Origin of the sequence: Paenibacillus sp. FSL k6-2145 (assembly GCF_037976585.1) — a bacterium.
Classification (GTDB): Bacteria; Bacillota; Bacilli; order Paenibacillales; family Paenibacillaceae; genus Paenibacillus.
In genome coordinates this window covers 552,612-574,671 of the sequence record NZ_CP150267.1, presented here as the reverse complement: position 1 = coordinate 574,671, position 22,060 = coordinate 552,612, and the positions used below count along the sequence as shown (strand labels likewise).

The window sequence follows — 22,060 nt, the reverse complement described above, 5'->3', positions numbered from 1 at the left end:
TATGTACAGAATTAAGGGGGAATATTCATGACCAGAGAACATATCCCATCTGCTCAGGCTGCCACATGGAGCGGTATTGCCGGTAATATGGGACTTGCGGTGATCAAAGCGGGAGTCGGTTATATGGCAAACAGCAAATCATTGCTCGCTGACGGCTTGTATTCTGCTTCTGAAGCTGGTTCTGCCCTGGCTGGTCTCTTTCCCTCCAAGTCTGTACGCGATAAGAGCAAGGCTCGCAGGGGACGGTTTAAAGAACATTCAAGTGTTGCTAGACCCGGAATCTCAGTATTGTTATCTGTGCTAATCCTTATGGGTGGATTACAGCTTGCCATCTCCGCATTGGGTAGTCTCTCCGGAAGTGATCCGGAAGCACCCGGCAAGTCGGTACTTTTGGTGGCTGTTGCAGCTCTGGCTGTGAAAGAAGCGATTTTTCAATTTCAGTACAGATATTTCCGTAAACGAAATCAGTCTCAGGCGCTGGCTTATGCACAGCAACATCGCCGTGCACTCTATTGCTCGCTCACCGTATTAATCGGTATTATCGGTTCGATGGCTGGTGAAGAGACGGGCTTGAGCATGTTGCTCTACCTGGACCCCACGGCTGCGTTGATTGCTTCCTGTTTTGTGCTTCACAAGGGTTACCGAATGATTGTGGACACGGTGTATGGTTCACTTGTTCAGGAACTGGAACAGGAAGAAGCGTCCGATTTCAAAGAGACTGTACAGCGGGTGTATGGCATCATTACCATTGAACATTTGGTTGCACGTGAACAGGAACATGACGTTACGATTGAGCTGGTCATTAGTGTGAATCCAAGAATCTCAATACTGGAAGCACAGGAGATTGCGAATCGGGCCAAGACACTACTGCTAACCCGGTTCAGTCATGTGAAAGAAGTACAGATTCAAGCGATACCTTATGATCCAGGTTATCCTTATAAATCCAATCATGAACTGCCCGATCACGAAGCGACATTAATTCAGTAGTGAAGCGCGGGTCCAGTAGATCAGGAAAGGAGCGTTATCATTGCTTTATTCGCAATACCGGTGGAATACACCGAATATCGATTTGGAGGCGGCTGCGGGACTCTCGCAGGCGCTTTCCGTTTCACCCCTTGTTGGACGTTTGCTTGTGAGTCGAGGAGTGCACAATGAGAAGGAGGCCGAACGTTTTTTGCATCCTGACCTTAATCAGATGCATGATCCCTATCTGCTCCTCGGCATGAATGAAGCTGTGCCACGTATCAAGCTGGCATTGGAGCGGGAAGAACATATTTTGATCTACGGGGATTATGACGCTGATGGCGTATCGAGCACATCGCTCATGATCCATTTGATGCGTCATCTTGGGGCTTCGTACGATATATATATCCCTCATCGCTCGAATGAAGGGTACGGATTGCACAACCATGCGTTAGATTGGGCGCATCAACAAGGCGTCTCTTTGATTATTACCGTAGATACCGGAATCAGTGCTGTTGAACAGATTGCCTATGCGGCAACGCTGGGCATCGAAGTCATTGTGACAGATCACCACGAGCCGCCTGAAATTTTGCCCGAAGCCTTTACACTTATTAATCCAAAACTTCCGGGATGCCCGTATCCTTTTAAAGGTTTGGCAGGAGCAGGAGTAGCCTTGAAGCTCGCTCAGGCATTAATCGGGGAAGTGCCCGGTGAATGGATGGAGATTGCCGCCATCGGTACCGTTGCCGATCTGATGCCTTTGGAAGGGGAGAACCGGGTTATCGTCAGTTATGGAATAGAATCGATGCGTGGTTCACGTCTTCCTGGTGTAAGTGCATTGCTGGAAATTAGTGGTGTGGATCAGAGTCAGGTGACTTCGATTAATATTGCCTTTGCCATGGCACCTCGTATTAATGCCAGTGGACGTTTGGATCATGCTGGGAGAGCCGTATCACTTCTCACCACCGAGAATCTGGATGAAGCTCATACACTTGCGGGCCAGCTTGATCTTTTGAATCGGGAGCGGCAGCAAGTCGTAGAGGGCATATTACAAGAAGCAACGGCACAGTTGGAACAAAAGATACAGCTTCGTTCAGGAGCCGTTCCAGATGTAATCGTATTGGCTGGTGAGGGCTGGAACGTCGGAGTGGTTGGTATTGTGGCTTCCAAATTGCTGGAGCGTTATTACCGACCTACACTTATCCTTGGGATCGATCCAGAGAGCGGTGTCTGCAAGGGCTCTGCGCGCTCCATTGAGGGCTTGGATATCTACGAGGCGCTCACAGTCAATAAACACACTATGGACCATTACGGGGGACATCCTGCTGCAGCAGGTATGACCTTGCATCGGGATCAGTTGGAAGAACTTGAGGCTGGTTTGAATAAGTTTGCTGCATCTGTATTGACTGAAGAGGACTTTGTACCTCAACGTCTTGCGGATGATGAATGCAGAATCAGTGATGTTCCACTGAAAGTAATCCAGGAGATCGACAGATTGCAGCCTTTTGGGATGAGCAATCCTTCGCCACGGTTTGTATTGAGAAGTGTGACTGTGAAGGAAACCAGAACAATGGGACGAGAGAAACGCCATCTGAAACTGGTTCTGGAACAGGATGGTCAGCAACTGGAAACCGTCGCTTTTGGCAAGGGAGCGTTAGCAGAGTTTCTTCTCCCAGGTTCCGTTATTGATGTGATGGGAGAACTGTCTATCAATGAATGGAATGGGGTGAGAAAACCTCAATTGATGCTTCAAGACATTCATGTTCCTCAGGTCCAAGTGTTTGATTTGCGCGGTAATGCCGAGCCATTAAATGCGATGAAACATTTCTTGAGCTCACTTGAGGTACATCTTCGATATAAATCTGGTTCTGTTGGTGCTATTGTTCGGAAAGAAACAGACGTTTCCGAGGGAAATTCATTGTATGAACCTTGCCTTTGGGTATATGATAGAAAGGTCGGGTTATTTCCGTGTAATGCTGCTGCACAGCATTATGGACAGGAACAAGTCCGGACGTTATTTGTGTTTGATACGCCGGAAACCCCGGAACAACTTAATGCCATGCTGGCTTTGTTCAGTGGAGCTGAGAATATCATCCTTCTGCACGGATCAGGCAACCGCCGAGATCGCCTTCAGATGCCTTCCAGAGAACTCTTTAAGCGTATTTATATGCAGGTGTTGAAATGGAAAGCTGAACCCGTGGAGGAACAAGAGATTACTCCTGTGCTCAGTCGTCAGTGTGGTTGTTCGCCGCGCATGATTACGATGATGTTGGATGTATTCGAAGAGTTATCCTTCATTACCCGTGATAACGGCAAAATTGCGTTTGTGGATAACCCGCCTAAGCGTGAACTAACCGCTTCACGTCACTATCAAGCGCTCGAAAATATGGCCGAGATAGAACAGGTGATGTTGGATGCAGCCACACCGCAACTGACACAATGGATGATATCCCGGATGAAGGGCGTATCTTAGATGGAAGTTTGTGTATTTATTTTAGGAGGAGATTATTTTGGATTTTAAAGATTATATTCGTGTCATTCCTGACTTTCCACAACCGGGAATCAGCTTTAAGGACATTACAACATTGTTGAAGGATGGAGAAATGTACCGCAATGCGATCAATGAACTGAAAGTGATGGTTTCTGATCTCAAAATTGACGTTATTGCTGGACCTGAAGCACGTGGTTTCGTTGTGGGCGCCCCTCTGGCATATGCTCTTGGTGTCGGTTTTGCTCCGATTCGCAAAAGTGGAAAATTGCCTGGAGAGACGATTGAAGTTGGTTATGATCTCGAGTATGGCAAGGATACACTCGCAATGCACACAGATGCGATTGAAAAAGGTCAAAATGTCCTGATCGCAGATGATCTGCTCGCAACGGGTGGAACGATTGCAACTTCCATCAACTTGATTGAACAATTGGGTGGGAAAGTTGTCGGTGCTGCGTTCCTGATCGAGCTGTCTGATCTGAATGGTCGTGCTAAATTGCCAGAGAAAATCGATGTATTCACATTGATGAACTACTAAGTTTAAAATCTCCACTTGGAGTGTTGTGATTAAAACCTGAATTGCTTTTCCCTTTTCCCGGGAAATAATATACAGCATTAATGATTATCAAAAAGCCTGTTCTACCAACCTAAAGGTTAGGGAGAACAGGCTTTTTGATGTGTATACGATGAAAATTAATCGGGCGTTTTTTCAGTGATAGGCTGTTTTTGCGAATCGTCATTTAACCAACCCAGGACTTCAAACAGTTTGAACAACAAGCTCATCAGGATTCCGACAATGGTTGCCAGTGCCATCCCTTTCAGATGAATACCGTAGAAGGTAACTTCTGTACCACTTAACCCGATGACCAGTACAAGTGTAGTAAGCAGCAGATTGGTCGGTTTGGCAAAATCGACTTTCTGTTCAACCAGAATACGCAGACCGGATGCAGCAATAACTCCGAACAGAAGCAGGGATACCCCACCCATAACAGGCACAGGAATGTTAGCTACAAGCGCCGAGAATGTTCCTGAGAAGGAGAGTACAATTGCAATGACTGCTGCACCACCAATGACATATGTGGAGTAGACACGAGTCAGTGCCATAACACCGATGTTCTCACCATAGGTTGTATTGGGAGTAGATCCTACAAACCCGGACAAAATGGTGGAGACCCCATTACCAAGGAGAGAACGATGAAGGCCAGGGTCTTTCGAAAGATCTTTACCCACAATGCTGCTCGTTACAAGCAAATGTCCAATATGTTCTACAATAACCACGAGTGCTACAGGTAAAATGGTGAAGACAACAGACCAGTCAAATGTAGGCGTTGTTACGGTTGGTAGTGAGATGAAATCAGCGTTTCCAATAGCCTGTTTATCAACCAGACCCATAGAATAGCCAAGGATATAACCGACTACAATACCGATTAGAATATGAATGATTTTGGGGAATCCACGGAACGTTACGGCTCCAATAACAGTGATACCGAGTGTGGCCATGGATAAAATAATGGGTTTGGCCTGAGGCACCCAGTTGGGGTTAGAAACAGGATCAGAATTAATCAAACCAGCCATTTGCGCTGCAACAGGTACAAGCTCCAGGCCGATCAGAGCAACGATGGCACCCATAACTGCTGGTGGGAATACAACGTTGATCCATCCTGTCCCGGCATATTTGATAATTAAAGCCACTAGGCAGAAAACAAGTCCAGTTATAATAAAAGCACCAAGTGCCATGGAATAACCGTTCTCTGGATGTGTTTTCAATACCGAAGTGACAGGAGCAATAAAGGCAAAACTGGACCCAAGGTATGCGGGGATCTTTCCTTTACACATCAGTATGTACAACAATGTTCCAATTCCGTTCATCAGCAGGATCATACTTGGATCAACACCGAACAGGTTTGGTACAAGCACCGTGCTGCCAAACATGGCGAACAAATGCTGAAGGCTAAGCAGTGAACCTGAGCCAAGTGGCATCTTTTGATTAACCTGAATTTCGCGTTGCAATGAATTTCATCTCCTTTTCCGAAACACAAACTTTCAATAGATTACAGAGTTTCTCTTAATTAATCAATAACATTTTTGACGTAGCAGAGAGATGGAATTTATATTTTCATGAATTTTCCTTCTATTTCAGCAAATAACGGCAATAATACATAAGAAATAAGAAATACATCCAGTCCCCTGTGAGTCATAGGGAAATGGGTTAGAAGTAATTCAGATCACGAATATAAAAATTGGATAAGCGCTCTTATTCGTCAGCAGTTGACGGGAAACGGGCGAAGCGTCATAATTATAGGAAATTACTTTTACGGGGAACCTGTGTTGCAGCACTGTCACGGGTTCCATTTGGTATAGAAAGGACACGGAACAGATCAGAATGGGCATAGAGCAATTACTCGAGAAGGCCGGGGCATATATCAAAGAACCCGATCTGGTGCGCATACGAGAAGCTTACGAATTTGCTGATCAGGCCCACCATGGACAGACGCGAAAATCGGGAGAACCGTATATTCTGCATCCGCTTGCGGTTGCCGACATTGTTGTGAACATGCAGATGGACACCATCTCCATAATAGCAGCGCTTCTTCATGATGTAGTAGAGGATACTACGGTCTCACTTGAAGAGATCCGCAATCATTTCGGCAATACGTGTGCCATGCTTGTTGACGGCTTGACGAAGCTGGAACGTATTCAGTTTCGCTCCAAGGAAGAACAGCAGAACGAGAACTACCGCAAAATGTTCATCGCCATGGCGCAGGACATCCGTGTCATCGTGATTAAATTGGCTGACCGTCTGCATAATATGCGGACACTCAAGTTTCAGTCGGAAGAAAGCCAGCGCCGGATCTCATATGAGACGCTGGAAATTTTCTGTCCGATTGCAAACCGTTTGGGTATCTCTGCGATCAAATGGGAAATGGAGGACATCGCCCTCCGTTATTTGAATCCGCAGCAGTACTATCGAATTGCAAACCTGATGCACAAAAAGCGTGCGGAACGTGAGCAATATATTGATACGGTTATGGATGGGATTACGAACAAACTCGATGAGATGGGAATTCAGGCAGACCTTTCGGGCCGCCCGAAACATATCTACAGCGTGTTCAAGAAAATGACCACCAAAAATAAGCAGTTTAACGAAATTTATGATCTGCTTGCCATTCGTATTATTGTGGATAATATCAAGGATTGTTATGCTACCCTGGGAATTATACACACGTTATGGAAACCGATGCCTGGACGCTTTAAAGACTACATTGCGATGCCGAAGGCGAATATGTATCAATCGCTCCATACAACGGTAGTTGGTCCCAATGGCGAACCAACGGAAGTACAGATCCGGACATGGGATATGCACCGGACTGCAGAATTTGGTATTGCTGCCCACTGGGCCTACAAAGAAGGCGCTGCGAACGGAAATCATTTTGAAGATAAGATTACGTTCTTCCGTGAAATTCTTGAACTTCAAAACGAAGCACAGGATGCATCAGAATTCGTAGAGTCACTCAAAATGGATTTCTTCTCTGATCTGGTATTTGTATTTACGCCAAAAGGAGAAGTCATCGAATTGCCGATCGGCTCTGTTCCTTTGGATTTTGCTTATCGAATCCATACGGAGGTTGGTAATCGGACCATTGGTGCCAAAGTGAACGGTCGGATTGTTCCGCTCGATTATCATCTGAAGACAGGTGATATCATCGAAATTTTGACGTCCAAACATTCTTACGGACCGAGCCAGGACTGGTTGAAAATTGCGAAATCTTCTCATGCACGTGCGAAGATCAAGCAATGGTTCAAGAAGGAACGCCGTGAAGAAAACGTTGAAAAAGGTCGAGAGAGCTGTGAGCGTGAACTGAAACGCATGGGGCTTGATCCTTCTGCGTGGATGACGGATGACAAGTTGATGGAAGCTGCCAAAAAATATGCGTTTAACGATATTGATGACATGCTTGCGGCTGTTGGATTCGGTGGGATTACTGCTGCACAGATTGTAACCAAAGCAACTGAAAAACTGCGTAAAGAGCAGGAAGAGTCCAGTTTGCTGGAATTAAATTCCGAGATGCGCGAGCTGAAACCTGCACCTGAGCGGAGAAATCGACCAACCAACGGTATTCGTGTCAAAGGCATCGATAATCTGCTTGTTCGTTTCGCACGATGCTGTAATCCTGTACCTGGGGATGACATTATCGGATACGTTACACGCGGACGCGGCGTTTCCGTTCACCGTAGTGACTGTCCAAATATCCCGACAAGTGCAGACGGAGAAGAAGCAGCACGTGTGATTGAGGTCGAGTGGGAAGAGAATATCGAAGCGAGTTACAGTGTGGATATTGAGATTACAGGTCATGATCGGAATGGCTTGCTCAACGAGGTACTTCAGGCTGTATCCGAAAGTAAAACCAATATATCTGCCGTTACAGGACGGACAGACAAAAATAAATTAGCATTGGTGCACGTCACAATTCTGATTCGTAATACGGATCATCTGCAATCCGTTGTAGAACGGATCAAACGGGTGAAAGATGTTTACTCGGTGCATCGGATTATGCAGTAAGGAGCCTGTAAGATGAGGGTGCTTGTACAACGCTGTAAAGAGGCTCAGGTGACCGTGGGAGACGAGCTGACAGGTAAGATCGAATCCGGATTAATGCTGCTCGTAGGCATTACCCATGAGGACACCGAGAAGGATGCCCAGTATCTGGCTGACAAAGTTAGTGGGTTGCGGATATTTGAGGATGATCAGGAGAAGATGAATCTCAGCCTGCTTGATGTAGGCGGTGCTGTATTGTCTGTTTCCCAGTTCACCCTGTACGGAGATTGTCGCAAAGGAAAACGTCCGAGCTTTGCGGCTGCGGCCCGACCTGAAGCGGCGGAACAGTTATATGAAACGTTTAATCAACTACTACGGGATAAAGGTATTCAGGTTGAAACCGGGCGTTTCGGAGCGATGATGGATGTAAAATTTACCAACTGGGGACCCGTGACTTTGATGCTTGAAAGTCCGGTTCGTCAGGAACCACGTGCATAATTTCATGGGGTTCAGGCCATAATAAGGGATAATTCGTTGATGACTATTTCATGATCAAAGGAGTATCCATCCAATTATGCGCCAATCTGCGAAAGAAACACGTACCCGTTCAGAACCTTTGTTACTCCCTGGCAACCTGTATGAATCATTGCACCTTGCCCGTTCGGCTGCTGAGTATGTTGCAACGATCTGGGCCCTTCAGGATTCGGACAAAGGGAAGCAGAGTCATCTTCCGCGATCTTGAATGTTTACACAGGTATATAATTATCCGATATTTGGATTATCCAGATTCTGAAAAAGTCCTGATTCCTTCCCGAAATCAGGACTTTTTTTCGTGAGTAGAACTTTTTAAGTATTTGTTTGACGACTTCGTTACAAAATGAAATTACATCAAATTGTTATAAATTGCTCTGGTGAGGGTAATAACAAAACGAGGCACAACGGAGTGCCAATGTACTGCAAGACCCGATTTTATAAAGAAAGTTCGAACACGGAAAGGAGAACATACGTTATGAGTAAAGTTGCTTTTTTATTGGCGAATGACTTTGAAGATTCGGAGATGCAGGTTCCGTATGACGAAGTAAAAAAAGCTGGACATGAAGTGGAGATTATCGGGTTAAAAGCCGGTGAGACCCTTAAAGGTAAAGGAGGAAAGGCCTCCTACACCACAGATAAGGCAATCGCTGAGGCATCCGCTTCAGATTATGATGCAGTCGTGATTCCAGGTGGATCATCCCCTGAGAATTTGCGAAGTGATGCGCACATCTTGAAGTTTGTCACCGAGATCAACAGTGCGAAGAAACCAATCGCAGCGATCTGCCATGGTCCGCAAATTTTGGCTAGTGCCGGTCTGTTGAAAGGCCGCACCATTACATCCTATCCACCACTTAAGGATGACATGGTAAACGCAGGAGCAGAGTTCAAGGATCATGAGGCGGTTGTGGATGGAAACTATATTACATCCCGTACGCCTGAAGATGAGCCAGCGTTTGTACGTGAACTGCTAAATGTTATATAACTTCAGCTAGTGCAACTGACATATATTGATGTATCTTAACTACGTTACATCGTGGGGCTACGAAACTTCACGTTGCATTTCATTCCGAAAAAGGAGGGTTTGACATGACAAAACATATTCAGGCGTATTTTCGAACCGAAGACGAGGCAGAGGGAGCAAGAACTTCACTTCAGACGTTCCGTACAGAGCATTTGGAAGTAGGTCAACTCGATAGTGCGGTAGGTAGAGACACGCGTGTTATGGTACCACTGGTGCCATATAATACGGCGGGTGGCGTAGGCACTAACGGAGCAATGGGTGTAGGTGCAGCCCCAGGCGTTCCAGCCAGTGAAAATGTGATCCCCGTGGTAGCCAATGTGGATCGTGATGCAGAACGGGATACTCGTGACAGAGTGAATGAGGATGGAGACATGCTGAATGCTGCGGATGTGTCTTCGGCCGATTATGATGATCTGCATTATGTTCTGTCTGCCAAAGTAAGGGATGAGGATTATGACGAGATTGTTCATAAGCTTCGTTCCAACCATGCCTATGTGGAAGAGTTGAACTAACGTGTAGATACTTCTTGGCCCTTGCACTGCTTGACTACAGAGTCGGGTAATGTGCAAGGGTTTTTCAATTATAAATATATTAAAAAACACAATTATAAAGCGCTATCATTTTTGTAATATTACTGTAATATTAGTTACATAAGCCTTTAACATAGTGGGCTTATAATAACACACATGACCCCCTTTTTTTATATATCCTTTGAGCCTGCACACCGTGTGCAGGCTATTTTTTTTGAACTGAGAATGTGTATGTTTTGGGCAGAGCTTACCCCTTTATTCAATTTTTGCTAGAATAGAGAGATGGGTTTATATATTCTACAGCGAATTGTTTTCATAGTTGGGCTACATTGGACGGTAAATCTAGCTCCAGCGATTGGGTTCAGGCGAATCCAATCCTATGACAAAGAGTATGAGGAATTCATCGCCAGAGTGATCCGTCATATTCCAGATGAACATATACTCGCTGAAACGGCCCCGCCTTTTTATATAAGTACGGGGCAGCCGTTTCTGCTTGATCGCTGGAATTTGAAAGTTATATAGAATGCCTCGTTTGAGAAATGACACCTACAATGCTAAAGCAACAGAGTTCTCATGCGAATGGCTAGAGACAGATTTAAGGGGGAATTAGTTTTGAGTAAGGTTGGAAGAAATGATTTATGCCCATGCGGTAGTGGGAAAAAATATAAGAAATGTTGTCTAAACAAGGAGTCCTCTGCAGTAGAATCCATACTGGGGATAATATCAACGGAGCAACCAGTTCGGGAAGCCTCCATTCAGCCTGAGAGCAAACTGACCTTGACCAAGCTGAAAAAAATGGTGGCAAGCGATTTGAAATGGGAGCATCCGGCTCACGAACAGCTGGCCCTGCAGACTATTGAGAACATGAGGAAACAATACGAGCCAGAGGTAATTTTGGAAGCTCTGGTGTTATGGAACGGCTACTCCCGTCAGACCCGCCCTACTGTGAAGAAGACAGGCTCGTTCTCTGCTGCAATTGAGTATTTGCTGTCCGAGGAATACGGCTTCAATGTCTCAAAGGCTGAGCTGGCTGATAAATATGAGGTAACGACAGGCACGATCTCCCGGAAGGTTAAGGAGATGAATAGTTACATCGAAGAATACGGCATGGGCGGTGAAACGGATGAGCTATTGATGCTGAACGGCCCAGGCACATCGAAAGACAAAGCACAGGCTCTGCTGGATAAGGCGAGGGAAGCTAGTTCTTCCAAACGGAGAGTACAGCTGGCGGAAACAGCGCTGGAGATGTATCCTGACAGTTCTGATGCGTATCTCATTTTGGCTGAGGAATCCGACAATGAGAGTGATGCACGATCTTACCTCAAGGAAGGAATCGCTGCTGGCAAACGTGAACTGGGCGAACTTTTCTTTGAAGAGAACAAAGGGGACTTCTGGGGGCTTCATGAGTCTCGTCCCTATATCCGGATATGCAAAAGCTACGCCGAATCCTGTTGGTTTGGTGGAGATGCCAAAGAAGCGGCACAAATCCTGGAGCATATTCTAGAGCTTAATACGGAAGATAATACCGGAGCACGTTACCTGCTCGCTGCTGTGTATTTGTACAGCAACCAATTGGATCAGGCAGAGCAATTGCTGGAGGAGTATGGAAAAGGTGACGCTGCAACGGCCTTTGCCTATGACCAGATCATTCTGGAGTATAAGAAAAACGGAATCACCTCCCAGCTTAAAATGCTATACCGTGTGGCCCGAGGTGTGAACAAACATGTGCCTGATTACCTGTTGGGTTTGAAACGGCTGCCGCATAACCTCCCTGACTTTGTCGGAATGGGCGACTCAGACGAAGCGATTGCATATGTCATTATGCATTCCCGTTTATGGGCGAGCGCGCCGGATCTGTTGAAGTGGATGCTGAAACAATAGAGGAATAAGAAGCGAATAGAAGTTGGAATTCATAGATGAATCCAGCTTCTATTATCCGTGATTTCTGTGACTCCCCCATCCGGTGCAGCGTGTGAGCAAATTTTTTAGAGCTATCTTTTTGTGTTAACCCTTGACTTTAGCACTGCGGTTCATTACAATCAGAAAATAATACGTTGACTATAGTCAATACAAGTCGATTTTTGAACTATATTACTGATTTGATGACGGGACCAAGTACTCCGTGCCCACATGACCAGAGAGGAATCCCAAGGCTGTAAGGATTCTCTTGATGAGCGGACGAATGACTTCCCCGAGAACAGACGGCGAACACACCAGAAATGATCTGTTGACCAGTAGCCGGCCTGCGCAGGACGTGCGTTACACGTAGAGCGGAATATCTGCTTGATCAGGGTGCCCTAGGCAATCCTGAATCACCAGAGATCACCTGAACGGCTAAAGTGTCAGGTTTCCGGAATGTGGGTGGTACCACGGGTGAATGTATATTACACAATCTCTCGTCCCTTGTTTGCTGTATACACAGCGACAGGGCGAGGGATTTTTTTGTTATATAAGTTGATTTAAAAGAAATACACGAAAACGGAGAGGGCAGAAAAAACCTGTAAAAGCGAAGCGTTCGCCTTTATCACCGGATTTCCACATTTAGAATGAAAATTAAAAAAATCTGGGGATAACAGCGATTGTAAGGTTGTTCTGCCCGCGCAGTGATCACGTGTAGAATTTTTTAACTTTTAGAGAAAAAAATCAATGCTGGAGGGATCAAGATGGCTTTTCAAAAACCGACTGGAACGCAGGACTTACTGCCTGGAGTTGTCGAGAAATGGCAGTACGTAGAAGAAAAAGCACGAGATCTGTGTCGACGGTTTAATTACCGTGAGATTCGTACACCGATCTTCGAACAGACTTCTTTATTTGTACGCGGTGTAGGAGAGACTACCGATATCGTTGAGAAAGAAATGTATACCTTTGATGACAAAGGCAATCGCAGCATGACTCTTCGTCCGGAGGGAACAGCGGGTGTTGTCCGGGCGTATGTAGAGAATAAAATCTACGGCGAACCGGATGTGAGCAAGCTCTATTACATCGGTCCGATGTTCCGGTACGAGCGTCCGCAGGCGGGCCGTCAGCGTCAGTTCCACCAGTTTGGTGTAGAAGCCATCGGTGCGCTGGACCCGGCGATTGATGCCGAAGTAATTGCACTGGGCTACCAGTTGTGTGTAGAGCTCGGTTTGAAGGATGTCAAAGTGGAGATCAACTCTGTTGGTAACTCGACCAGCCGTGCAGAATATCGTGAGACGTTACTTGGATTCCTTAGACCGATGAAAGACAGCCTGTGCAAGGACTGTCAGTCCCGGATGGAGCGTAATCCGCTGCGTGTGCTCGACTGCAAAGTCGATCAGGACAAATTCGTTGGGGCACCGTCCATACTGGATAGCTTGGATGAAGAGTCTTTGAATCACTTTGCCAAGCTGCAGGCATACCTGGATGATTTCGGAGTAGATTATGCTGTGAACAATCGTCTGGTGCGGGGCTTGGATTATTACACCCTGACTGCGTTTGAATTAAAAGCCCAAGGTATTGGAGCGATTGACACGGTTGGTGGCGGTGGTCGATACAATGGTCTCGTTGGTGATATCGGCGGACCTGATCAGCCGGGCATCGGCTTCGGTATTGGTCTGGAGCGTATTCAACTGATTCTGGAGCACCAAAATATTGAGGTTACTACGCTGGCTCCACTTGATGTGTACTTTGTTGCTCTGGGAGAGGCTGCTGATCGTGAAGTAAACCGACTGTTGTTCAAACTTCGTCAGTCTGGACTGTCTGGGGAACGTGATTATCTGGGCCGCAAGATGAAAGCACAGATGAAATCAGCTGACCGTTTCAAATCCCGCTATACTGCCATCCTTGGTGATGACGAGCTGGAGCGTGGTGAGATCGCCCTCAAGTCGATGGATACGGGTGAGCAACAAACCGTGAAGCTTGATGATCTGGTAACAGCAATTCGCGAAGGTAAATAAGCACGAATTGTTACCTTAAGTCTTAAACATTCAAGTAAAACAATTGATCCGGCAAAATTACTGAGGTTCACCGACGATTCCAATTAACCGGAAGTTGGCGAGCCAGAGGTAACATGCCTTTTCGAATACATGGTCTACACGTAACCGGACTGTTGAAGAGCAGGTACTAACTGCCCATACAGAACGGAAATTCACATAATGAGGAGTTTGGTTATGAAAAGAAGTCATCATTGCGGCGCATTAACACCCGCACACATCGGTGAAACAGTAACATTGAACGGTTGGGTTCAGACCCGTCGTGACTTGGGGGGCGTACTCTTCATCGATCTGCGTGACCGCAGCGGGATTGTACAAGTTGTCTTTAACCCGGCTTATTCCGGTGAAGCTCTGCAAATCGCAGATCGCGTACGTAGCGAGTATGTTATCGCTGTAACAGGTAAAGTTGTTAAACGTGATGCAGAAACAGTTAATAAAAACCTGCCTACTGGCGAAATTGAAGTTCAAATCACTGAAATCGAAGTGCTGAACGCGGCAAAAACACCTCCATTCTTCATTGAAGATGGTGTCGAAGTTGATGAATCCCTTCGTTTGAAATATCGTTACCTGGACCTGCGTCGTCCGGAAATGTTCGAAACACTGAAACTGCGTTCCAAAGCATCCAAAGTGTTCCGTGACTACCTGGATGGAGAAGAGTTCGTTGAAGTGGAAACACCGATCCTGACTAAGAGCTCCCCGGAAGGTGCGCGTGATTATCTCGTACCAAGCCGTGTGCATGAAGGTGAATTCTTCGCCCTGCCGCAATCCCCACAAATTTACAAACAATTGCTGATGGTCGGCGGACTTGAGCGTTATTATCAGATCGCTCGTTGTTTCCGGGATGAGGATCTGCGTGCAGACCGTCAACCAGAATTCACTCAAGTCGACATCGAGACTTCTTTCCTACAACAGGATGACCTGCTGCCAATGATGGAAGAACTGATGGCCAAATTGCTGCGTGAAACCAAAGGCATTGAGCTGGAACTGCCTTTCCAACGGATTACGTATGCAGATGCAATGGGTAAATACGGTTCAGACAAACCAGATCTGCGCTTTGGTATGGAACTGGTTGAAATGAACGATATCGTAGCAAACAGTGGTGTAAAAGTATTTGCTTCTGTCATCGAAAAAGGTGGAGAAGTGAAAGTGCTGAACGCTAAAGGCTGTGGCACATGGAGCCGTAAAGAGATCGATGATCTTGGACCATTTGCTGCACGTTACGGTGCGAAAGGTCTGGCTTGGATTCAAGTAAAAGACGGCGAGTTCAAAGGGCCAATCGTGAAGTTCTTCACGCCTGAAGAAATCGAAGCTGTCAAAGAACGTACAGGTGCTGAGGATGGCGACTTGTTGCTCTTCTCCGCAGACACGAAAAAAGTGGTTGCTGACGTTCTGGGCGCATTGCGTCTGAAAATCGGCCGTCAACTTGGATTGATCGATGACAGCAAATTTAAATTTGCTTGGGTTGTGGACTTCCCACTCCTCGGATATGATGAAGATGCGAAACGTTATGTGGCAGAACACCATCCGTTCACACGTCCAAAAGATGAAGATGTACATCTCTTCGACACTGATCCGGGTGCAATCCGCGCTCAAGCCTATGACCTTGTTCTCAATGGTTATGAAGTAGGTGGCGGTTCGATGCGTATCTACAAACGTGATGTTCAGGAGAAAATGTTTGCTGCCCTTGGACTCTCACCAGAAGTAGCGAATGAGAAATTCGGCTATCTGTTGGAAGCATTCGAATATGGAACTCCACCGCATGGTGGTATTGCCTTTGGTCTGGACCGCCTCGTGATGTTGCTGGCGGGCCGCACGAATCTGCGTGAAACGATTGCTTTCCCGAAAACGGCAAGTGCAACGGATCTGCTCATGAATGCACCTTCCGAAGTGGATGACTCGCAATTGGAACAACTTCATATCCGCGTAGCCCGTAAACCGGTAGCGGAAAAGAAATAAAGGAGGCATCGATTCTCAATGCTCCATCAATTTTCAAGAACAGAACTTGCGATCGGACCTGAAGGTCTGGACGCATTGAAGAATAGTACAGTCGCTGTGCTTGGTATTGGCGGCGTAGGTGGTATTGCTGTAGAAGCTCTTGCCCGTAGCGGCGTTGGGCGCATCATCCTGATTGATAAAGACGTAGTGGACATCACCAACATTAACCGCCAGATTCATGCGCTGACCACGACAGTGGGGCAGAAAAAAGCGGATCTGATGGTGGAACGTGTGAAACTGATCAATCCGGAATGTGATGCGATTGCCCTGAATATGTTTTACACGGAAGAAACGTATGAGGAATTGTTCAAATATGAACTGGATTATGTGCTGGATGCATCCGACACGATTATCTACAAAATCCATCTCATTAAAGAGTGTCTGAAACGTAAAATTCCGATGATTTCCAGCATGGGTGCGGCGAATAAAATGGATCCAACGAAATTCCAGGTTGCGGATATTTCGAAAACGACCATGGACCCGATTGCCCGTGTTGTGCGTACCACACTTCGTAAAGACGGCATCAAAAAAGGCGTGAAAGTGGTCTTCTCGACTGAAAAGCCGATGAAACCGCGTGAGGACGTAACACAAAAAATCGTTCCCGAGAATGCTCCGGAAATTCGCAAGGCTAAACAGCCACCTGCGAGTAACTCATTTGTACCTCCGGTAGCCGGACTGATTATGGTCAGTGTTGCGATTAAGGATTTGTTAGAAATTGCAGAGAACAAGCAGCAGTAACTTGCTGCCAACTGAAGAAGCGTGGATGCTGATAAGGCATCTGCGCTTTTTGGTGTGATCATACTTCGCAAGACGGAGCGGATGGGACGTCAATCGTCTATGATAGACGAACTGCATACCCGGACAAATGTCAGAGTTACGTCATGTACTTCAAAGTCAAAACCGTGTATGATATTCACTGCTGCGCGAAATGATGATACATACATAAAGATTTTGCGGCCATATAAGCTGAATAAGATTTACACAAGAACGAAGAGGACAGAAGAAACCTAAAGAAGCAGAGCGTTCGCCTAAAAGCTTTCTGAAAGAAAGTTACATCGGAAGCATACGCTATCACCGGATTTTCCCTTTGGAGAAGGAAATGCAAAAAAATCTGGGGATAACAGCGATCGGAAGGTTGTTCTGTCCGCGTAGTGGTGGAGTGTAAATACTCAGTTATTCAGCCTATATAGAGAGAGGGGAATAAAACGAAATGAAACACGGATGGATGACCAAACGTCTTGGCATGGAACCAGGAGACCAGTGGAAAAAGGAAGTTGTGGCGGGAGCCATTTCCTATTTTGCCGTGGTCTATATCGTTATGGTCAATGCTACAATTCTTTCCGATGCCGGAATGCCATTGCAGGCAGCTATGGTTGGAACCTTGCTGACATCTATTGCAGGCTGTTTGCTCATGGCATTTGGCGGAAAATCACCGATTATCGTGGTACCCGGAATGGGGATTAATGCATTTTTTACGTATACACTCGTACATTCCATGAAATTAAGCTGGCAAGAAGCACTGGCCGTTGTAACCGTTACAGGTATACTGTTTGCCATTGTTGCGTTTACGTCACTATACAAAATGATCAGCGAAGCAATTCCAAAAAATTTGCAGCATGGCATTACGGTCGGGATAGGTTTGTTTCTGACATTTATCGGTTTGCAAAAAAGTGGAATCGTTATCGCACACCAGACCACGTTTGTTGCGATTGGGCATTTCAATGATCCAAATGTCATTACAGCCTGCGTTACGCTGGTGCTTGCCTTGATTTTATTTATACGGAACGTACAGGGTGGACTTCTGATCAGTATTCTGGTCGGGACAGGTCTTGCCTATGTACTTGGAGCAGTGAACCCGGGTGAATCCGTATCAGCGATGGATGCGCTGCGTCAATACGGTGGATTGTTTGGCGAATTGTCTTTGATGAAGCTGGCTGATGTCGCATTCTGGATCGCGGTATTTTTGCTACTGTTAATTGTGGTGTTCGAAAATATCGGATTAATTACCGCTCAGACACAGATGATTGGTCGTCCAGAGCGGTTCAAAGGAAGTCTGCGCGCCCTATCCATTAGCACCGTGTTGGCAGGTGTATTCGGAAGCAGTCCTCCAGTTGCCGCAGCAGAGACTACAGCCGGAATTGCCGCAGGCGGACGCACAGGCTTGACTCCACTCGTTACAGCTGTGTTATTCGGGGCTACTTTCTTCTTCATCCCGCTACTCGGTTACATTCCGGACAGTGCCATTGCTCCCATTTTGATCATTATTGGTGGCCTGATGGTGCAAGGTGTGAAAGATATGGATTTTGGTGACTTCACAGAGGCATTCCCAGCATTTCTAATCATGGTCATGATTCCATTTACATATAGCATTGTGGACGGTATGGCGTTTGGGTTTATTGCCTATCCATTAGCGAAGCTGGCAGCAGGTCAAGGTAAACAGGTGCCTGTGGTCATGTATGGCATTTCGATCCTCTTTTTAGCCAATTTTGTGTTGCATGGAGTTTTGTAATAAGAAAAGGCAACGTCGTGTAAGTCCATACGTATGATCTCTGGTGAGCAGATGGAGAACGGGAGGAACGGGAATGGAAGAGCAGCAACAAGCAGGGCAGAATGAACCGAAGGTAGGAAAAAAGGGATTTAAGGATTTCGTCAAGCTTATCGCTTCCACGAACCCGCCAAAATTGATCCTGATTCTGGCCCTCATTTTAACCCTGATTCAAACGACGGCCGGACTAATTGTGCCACTGATGACCAAAGGTCTGATTGATGGACTTACCACTTCGGCACTGAACAAATCTGTTATTTTGTTATTGCTTGGGGCATTTGTGATTCAGGCGATTGCCTCAGGTATCAGCATTTATATGTTAAATTACGCAGGACAACGCGTGGTCGCAACGCTTCGCACGAAGCTGTGGAACAAGGTATTGTCGCTGCGAATGCCGTATTTCGATCGCAACCGCACTGGCGATACCATGAGCCGAATTACGAATGATACAAGCCAGATCATGACGTTGATCGCAGACTATCTGGTTTCCTTTGTGTCAAACATCGTTGCCGTTGTGGGTGGTGTGGCGTTACTGTTCTATTTGGATTGGGTGATGTCGCTCATTATCCTGAGTCTGGTGCCACTTACGTTGTTGATTCTGTTGCCGGTCGGGAAGAAGATGTACAAGATCTCCAAGAAACAACAGGATGAGATGGCAGGTCTTACGTCCGTGCTCAGTCAGGTTATTGGCGAGATTCGCTTGGTGAAGGCCTACGGCACGGAGAAACAGGAATCGGAAGCAGGGGATTCCCGAATTCGTAAAATGTTTGCTTTTGGTTTGCAGGAAGCACGCATTCTTGCTTTGATCGGTCCCTTGTTTACATTTGTCATGACTGCCGTGTTGGTCGTTATTCTGGGTGTGGGGGGAATGCGTGTAGCGTCTGGACTGTTGTCGCCTGGTGAACTGGTTGCGTTCATTTTGCTGTTGTTCCAGGTCATTATGCCAATGGGACAATTCACGACGTTATACTCCCGTTTGCAAAAAGTTGTAGGTGCAACGGAGCGCATACAAGCGATCCTTGCCGATGAGGAAGAGCCACATGACAGCACCAAGGTAGCGCCAAAAGGAAATGAGACGATTACATTCCATGATGTGCACTTTTCCTATGTCACAGGTGAGGAAGTGCTGCACGGGATCAATCTGACGGTTCCCACGCGCAAGGTGACAGCCATTGTGGGTCCAAGCGGTAGCGGTAAATCAACACTGTTTTCTTTGATGGAGCAGTTTTATATGCCCGATTCAGGCCACATTTCGTATGGGGGACAAGCCATAACAGATTATTCTTTGGCCTCCTGGCGTAGCAAGATTGGGTATGTATCTCAGGAAAGTCCACTTATGGCGGGCACAATCAAAGACAACATCACGTACGGATTGGATCGTGAGGCCACGATGGATGAGATCCGGCGAGCTGCTGAGATGGCCTATTCTGCCGACTTTATCGACAAGCTGCCACAGGGTTATGACACGGAAGTGGGCGAGAGAGGAATTAAGTTATCCGGGGGCCAACGTCAGCGGATTGCTATTGCTCGTGCCTTACTGCGCAGTCCGGATATTCTTATGTTGGATGAAGCCACATCCAGTTTGGACAGTACCTCAGAATATGAAGTACAACAGGCTTTGTCCAACCTGATGGAAGGCAGAACCACGATTGTGATAGCACATCGGTTGTCCACAGTAGTGGACTCCGATCAGATTGTTGTATTGGAGCATGGACATGTTACCGGAACAGGAACTCATAAGGAATTAATTAGCAATCATCCGGTATACCGTGAATTAGCTCAAAAACAGTTTGTGGCACAGGAAGGAAATGCAGCTACGGTGCAAAACGAAGAGTAATTCTCATTAATGCAGGGTCTCCGTTATACCCATGAGGTATTTCAACGGAGATCCTTTTTCTAGTTCTATAAATTCATAATATTTACAATAGGACCGACATAATCTATATTATAGATACCGACCGTTGGTATGTATAAGGAGGAACTTATGGCCAGAAATAAATACCCTGAGCAGACACTGGACCTGATTCTGACAGTCTCAACTCAAATGTTTACCGAAAAGGGATATGAAAAGACCAGTATTCAAGACATTATAGATGAATTAGGTATGTCCAAAGGTGCAATATATCATCATTTCAAATCCAAGGAGGATATCCTTAGTGCAGTGATGGAGAAGGAGCTTGGGCGGGCAGAAGAGATGTTTATGGAACTCATCCAGAACACGCATGCTCCGGATGCCAGACAGAAGCTCATCAGTATTTTGGAAAATATTATCGTTGATCCTGGAATCCAGTCCAACTCAATTGATCAGGTTCTAAGCACTCAGATCAAGAATCCACAGTTTGTACTTGGTGGAATCAGGAAGGGTGTTCTGAAGGATGCTCGAATTATTGCCGACATTATGGAACAGGGCAAGGAGGATGGGTCCATTTCAGTCGAATTTCCTTTGGAGTGTGCCGAAATATTCATGTTGCTCGTCAACATTTGGATTAATCCCTTACTTTTTGGCCGAGATCAGGGACAGACATTGGAGAGACTCAAGTTTCTACAGCACATGATGAAGCTCTTGGGAGCAGATATCGTTAGCGAACAGCTCATTCAGCGAATTACGAATCGGCATGCCAGCACGGGGGGCTATGCGGAGGCGGAATAAACATACACCTATTGTTTGAAATGGAGAGGGAAAAGATGTTGAAAAGTAGTGAGCTTGCCATATGCAAGACCATAGACATTGATCAATCCATTCAAGATATACAGCTAAATTGGTTGTCAGGAGATATCAGAGTTCTTCCGAGTGTGGATGAACTGATTCACGTCATGCAATATGCGGATGCGTGCTTTTCCAAGCGAAGGCTGCTGCAAGTTAACATACGAGGGGATACCTTAAGCATTGTGGACGGAAGAAAAAGGAGAGGCCTCGTTGGAATAAATATCGGTAGAACAGCATTGGAGATTCAGCTTCCTGCTCGGGTTTTTGATCGTATTTTACTAAACTCCACAGGAGGACAACTCCGGTTGAATCGGCTTTTGGCTACTCGCTGTCAATGTAAGATCACCTCAGGTAGTGTAGATCTATCAGGGAGGATGGAGGAGCTTGAACTGAGCGCAGTGGCATCCGTAGTGAAAGCGCAACACCTTAGTGCAGATAAGCTCAATCTTCAATCCAGTTCAGCCAAGATCGACATTTCGGGGGAGTTTCGTCACTTGCAAATTAACACAACAGGCAGAGGATTAAATATGGACTGTCTCAAGATGCCAGAGAGATTGCATTCCGTATCAACAGGGGCAAAGGCAGTGGTTTCCATTCCAGATAACGAAGGTTTTCAAATTATACTTAAAGAAAGATCAGGAGCGTTTAAAAGTGAATTTGATCTGACTCCCCTTCATGGGGACAGCAACGATCTAATACACAAAAGTGGAAAAAGTGAATTCCATGTGGATATTCGAGGAGGAGCTTTTCATCTAAAATCCAGGAAATGAGACACCGATCGTGTACT

The 22,060-nt window shown here is 46.2% G+C and carries 17 protein-coding genes; 16 read left to right on the top strand and 1 reads right to left on the bottom strand.

Annotation, left to right across the window (positions count from 1 at the left end; all coding sequences use genetic code 11):
• Positions 1-27: 27 nt before the first annotated feature.
• From NZ043_RS02515 to NZ043_RS02505, 3 genes are read left to right on the top strand one after another with little or no spacing between them, the layout of a single operon-like run.
• A complete protein-coding gene (locus tag NZ043_RS02515; protein ID WP_091027617.1) occupies positions 28-987 on the top strand; it encodes a cation diffusion facilitator family transporter in 960 nt (319 codons plus the stop codon).
• Between the two features lie 40 nt (positions 988-1,027).
• A complete protein-coding gene (gene recJ / locus NZ043_RS02510; protein ID WP_339310523.1) occupies positions 1,028-3,436 on the top strand; it encodes a single-stranded-DNA-specific exonuclease RecJ in 2,409 nt (802 codons plus the stop codon).
• Between the two features lie 37 nt (positions 3,437-3,473).
• On the top strand, positions 3,474-3,989 hold the full coding sequence (locus NZ043_RS02505) for an adenine phosphoribosyltransferase (protein ID WP_289390235.1): 516 nt from the start codon (positions 3,474-3,476) through the stop codon (positions 3,987-3,989).
• A 155-nt stretch (positions 3,990-4,144) separates the two neighbouring features.
• Here the strand turns inward: NZ043_RS02505 and uraA are convergent, their stop codons facing one another.
• Entirely contained in the window at positions 4,145-5,461 is a 1,317-nt protein-coding gene (gene uraA, locus NZ043_RS02500) for a uracil permease (protein WP_339310520.1), read from the bottom strand.
• Between the two features lie 373 nt (positions 5,462-5,834).
• Here uraA and NZ043_RS02495 point away from each other — a divergent pair, with 373 nt between their 5' ends.
• The 13 genes from NZ043_RS02495 (at position 5,835) to NZ043_RS02435 (ending at position 22,043) form a co-directional block, all read left to right on the top strand.
• Positions 5,835-8,012, top strand: coding sequence for a bifunctional (p)ppGpp synthetase/guanosine-3',5'-bis(diphosphate) 3'-pyrophosphohydrolase (locus NZ043_RS02495; RefSeq protein ID WP_091027624.1), 2,178 nt, complete (start codon positions 5,835-5,837; stop codon positions 8,010-8,012).
• A 12-nt stretch (positions 8,013-8,024) separates the two neighbouring features.
• A complete protein-coding gene (dtd, locus tag NZ043_RS02490) occupies positions 8,025-8,486 on the top strand; it encodes a D-aminoacyl-tRNA deacylase (RefSeq protein ID WP_339310518.1) in 462 nt (153 codons plus the stop codon).
• 76 nt (positions 8,487-8,562) lie between these two features.
• Positions 8,563-8,730, top strand: coding sequence for a hypothetical protein (locus tag NZ043_RS02485; RefSeq protein WP_017686784.1), 168 nt, complete (start codon positions 8,563-8,565; stop codon positions 8,728-8,730).
• 267 nt (positions 8,731-8,997) lie between these two features.
• Entirely contained in the window at positions 8,998-9,504 is a 507-nt protein-coding gene (locus NZ043_RS02480; RefSeq protein ID WP_289390232.1) for a type 1 glutamine amidotransferase domain-containing protein, read from the top strand.
• Between the two features lie 104 nt (positions 9,505-9,608).
• Positions 9,609-10,055, top strand: coding sequence for a hypothetical protein (locus tag NZ043_RS02475; RefSeq protein WP_091027632.1), 447 nt, complete (start codon positions 9,609-9,611; stop codon positions 10,053-10,055).
• Positions 10,056-10,685: 630 nt separating this feature from the next.
• The gene (locus NZ043_RS02470) at positions 10,686-11,954 is read left to right on the top strand and encodes an SEC-C metal-binding domain-containing protein (protein WP_091027638.1); all 1,269 of its coding nucleotides are present in this window, start codon (positions 10,686-10,688) and stop codon (positions 11,952-11,954) included.
• A 782-nt stretch (positions 11,955-12,736) separates the two neighbouring features.
• Complete coding sequence (gene hisS, locus NZ043_RS02465) at positions 12,737-13,990, top strand: histidine--tRNA ligase (RefSeq protein ID WP_192133253.1); 1,254 nt, start codon at positions 12,737-12,739, stop codon at positions 13,988-13,990.
• A gap of 213 nt (positions 13,991-14,203) precedes the next feature.
• A complete protein-coding gene (gene aspS, locus NZ043_RS02460; RefSeq protein ID WP_091027644.1) occupies positions 14,204-15,982 on the top strand; it encodes an aspartate--tRNA ligase in 1,779 nt (592 codons plus the stop codon).
• A gap of 18 nt (positions 15,983-16,000) precedes the next feature.
• Entirely contained in the window at positions 16,001-16,759 is a 759-nt protein-coding gene (locus NZ043_RS02455) for a tRNA threonylcarbamoyladenosine dehydratase (protein WP_091020457.1), read from the top strand.
• Between the two features lie 472 nt (positions 16,760-17,231).
• On the top strand, positions 17,232-18,530 hold the full coding sequence (locus tag NZ043_RS02450) for an NCS2 family permease (RefSeq protein ID WP_091027647.1): 1,299 nt from the start codon (positions 17,232-17,234) through the stop codon (positions 18,528-18,530).
• A gap of 73 nt (positions 18,531-18,603) precedes the next feature.
• On the top strand, positions 18,604-20,403 hold the full coding sequence (locus NZ043_RS02445) for an ABC transporter ATP-binding protein (protein ID WP_091027649.1): 1,800 nt from the start codon (positions 18,604-18,606) through the stop codon (positions 20,401-20,403).
• 147 nt (positions 20,404-20,550) lie between these two features.
• Positions 20,551-21,216: a TetR/AcrR family transcriptional regulator gene (locus NZ043_RS02440; protein ID WP_133385891.1), complete on the top strand. Its 666-nt coding sequence runs from the start codon at positions 20,551-20,553 to the stop codon at positions 21,214-21,216.
• Between the two features lie 35 nt (positions 21,217-21,251).
• On the top strand, positions 21,252-22,043 hold the full coding sequence (locus NZ043_RS02435) for a DUF4097 family beta strand repeat-containing protein (RefSeq protein ID WP_165980257.1): 792 nt from the start codon (positions 21,252-21,254) through the stop codon (positions 22,041-22,043).
• Positions 22,044-22,060 lie beyond the last annotated feature (17 nt).

Coding starts and splice junctions, on each gene's coding strand:
- NZ043_RS02515 (WP_091027617.1), top strand. CDS start 28: ATGACCAGAGAACATATCCCATCTGCTCAGGCTGCCACATGGAGCGGT.
- NZ043_RS02495 (WP_091027624.1), top strand. CDS start 5,835: ATGGGCATAGAGCAATTACTCGAGAAGGCCGGGGCATATATCAAAGAA.
- dtd (WP_339310518.1), top strand. CDS start 8,025: ATGAGGGTGCTTGTACAACGCTGTAAAGAGGCTCAGGTGACCGTGGGA.
- NZ043_RS02485 (WP_017686784.1), top strand. CDS start 8,563: ATGCGCCAATCTGCGAAAGAAACACGTACCCGTTCAGAACCTTTGTTA.
- NZ043_RS02480 (WP_289390232.1), top strand. CDS start 8,998: ATGAGTAAAGTTGCTTTTTTATTGGCGAATGACTTTGAAGATTCGGAG.
- NZ043_RS02475 (WP_091027632.1), top strand. CDS start 9,609: ATGACAAAACATATTCAGGCGTATTTTCGAACCGAAGACGAGGCAGAG.
- hisS (WP_192133253.1), top strand. CDS start 12,737: ATGGCTTTTCAAAAACCGACTGGAACGCAGGACTTACTGCCTGGAGTT.
- aspS (WP_091027644.1), top strand. CDS start 14,204: ATGAAAAGAAGTCATCATTGCGGCGCATTAACACCCGCACACATCGGT.
- NZ043_RS02455 (WP_091020457.1), top strand. CDS start 16,001: ATGCTCCATCAATTTTCAAGAACAGAACTTGCGATCGGACCTGAAGGT.
- NZ043_RS02450 (WP_091027647.1), top strand. CDS start 17,232: ATGAAACACGGATGGATGACCAAACGTCTTGGCATGGAACCAGGAGAC.
- NZ043_RS02445 (WP_091027649.1), top strand. CDS start 18,604: ATGGAAGAGCAGCAACAAGCAGGGCAGAATGAACCGAAGGTAGGAAAA.
- NZ043_RS02440 (WP_133385891.1), top strand. CDS start 20,551: ATGGCCAGAAATAAATACCCTGAGCAGACACTGGACCTGATTCTGACA.
- NZ043_RS02435 (WP_165980257.1), top strand. CDS start 21,252: ATGTTGAAAAGTAGTGAGCTTGCCATATGCAAGACCATAGACATTGAT.